Raw genomic sequence first — 1,696 nt, 5'->3', positions numbered from 1 at the left:
CGAGGTGCAGACGCTGACCACCGCCGTCGCCCAGGCGTACGTGCGTGGTGCGAGCGTCGACTGGCAGGCGGTCTTCGCCGGCCAGGGCGCCCGCCGGGTGGACCTGCCGACCTACGCCTTCCAGCGCCAGCACTACTGGCCGGAGCGTTCGGCCGTACTCACCGGCGATGTCACGGCGGTCGGTCTGGCAGCCGCCGGGCATCCGCTGCTCGGTGCGGCCGTCTCGCTCGCCGCCGTCGACGGGTTCCTCTTCACCGGTCGGCTCTCCGTGCAGTCGCACCCGTGGCTGGCCGATCACGCGGTGATGGACAGTGTGCTGCTGCCGGGTACCGCGTTCGTGGAGCTGGCGATCCGGGCGGGCGACCAGGTCGGTTGCGCCGTGCTGGAGGAGCTGACGCTGGAGGCGCCGCTCGTCCTGCCCGAGCAGGGGGGCGTACAGGTTCAGCTCTCGGTCGAGGCGGCCGACGAGTCCGGACGGCGTCCGGTGAGCCTGCACTCCCGTACGGAGGACGGCGCCGGCGAGGAGCTGTGGACGCGGCACGCCACCGGTGTGCTGTCCCCGAGCGCCGGGACCACGGCGTCGTTCGAGCTGGCGGAGTGGCCCCCGGCCGGGGCGGTCGCGGTCGAGGTCGAAGACCTGTACGAGGTGTTCGACGAGGCCGGGTTCGGATACGGCCCGGTGTTCCAGGGCCTGCGCGCCGCCTGGCGCAAGGGCGAGGACGTGTACGCCGAGGTCCGGCTGCCCGAGAGCGCACGTACGGATGCCACGCTGTTCGGCCTGCACCCGGCGCTGCTCGACGCCGCGCTGCACGCGGTCGGCATCGGCAACCTGCTGGAGGAGAACGGCGGCGGACGCCTTCCGTTCGCCTGGAACGGCGTGAACCTGTACGCGGCCGGTGCCTCGGCGGTGCGGGTGCGGATGTCCCCGGCGGGCAGCCGGGACACGGTGTCGCTGGTGCTGGCGGACGAGTCCGGGCAGCCGGTCGCCTCGGTCGACTCGCTGGCGATGCGCGAGGTCTCCGAGGAGCAGGTGCGGGCCGCCCGCGCCGGCTTCGTGGAGTCGCTGTTCCGGGTGGAGTGGACCACCCTGCCGGTGTCGGCGGCCGCTGTGGGCCGCTGGGCGGTCCTCGGGACCGACCCGTTCGGCGCCGGGATCGAGAGCTTCGCCGATCTGGCGGCACTCGGTGCGGCAGTGGACGGCGGCGTGACGCTTCCCGAGGCGGTCTTCGTGTCGCCGGTTGACGAGGGTGCGGACACCGCCTCGGCCGTCCGGGCCGTGCTGCACGGTGTGCTCGGCATGGTCCAGGAGTGGCTGGCGGACGAGCGGTTCGCCTCGTCCCGCCTGGTGCTGGTGACCCGTGGCGCGGTGGCCGGCGGTGACGACATCGTCCACGCCCCCGTCTGGGGTCTGCTGCGCTCTGCACAGTCCGAGAACCCCGGCCGGTTCGTGCTGCTCGACCTCGACGGTGCGGAGAGTTCGTACCGAGCGGTGGCGGGTGCCCTGGCCTCCGGCGAGCCGGAACTGGCGGTCCGGGAAGGCGTCGTACGGGTGCCGCGCCTGGCGCGGGTGGCGGCGGTGTCCGACACGGCCGGGCCGGTGATCGATGCGAGCGGTACGGTCCTGGTGTCCGGTGCGTCCGGGATGCTGGGTGGGCTGGTCGCGCGTCATCTGGTGGTCGAGCACGGGGTGCGCAGT

1 protein-coding gene is annotated in these 1,696 nt (G+C 73.6%); it reads left to right on the top strand.

Going from position 1 to position 1,696, the window contains the following annotated elements:
- On the top strand, positions 1-1,696 hold a 1,696-nt coding region (locus ACWDAK_RS41190; protein WP_427396353.1), incomplete at both ends, for a polyketide synthase dehydratase domain-containing protein.

The sequence above is a fragment of the Kitasatospora sp. NPDC001175 genome, assembly GCF_053598215.1.
Note: the sequence above shows the minus strand (reverse complement) of the source record. Positions and strands in the feature narration are given on the sequence as shown.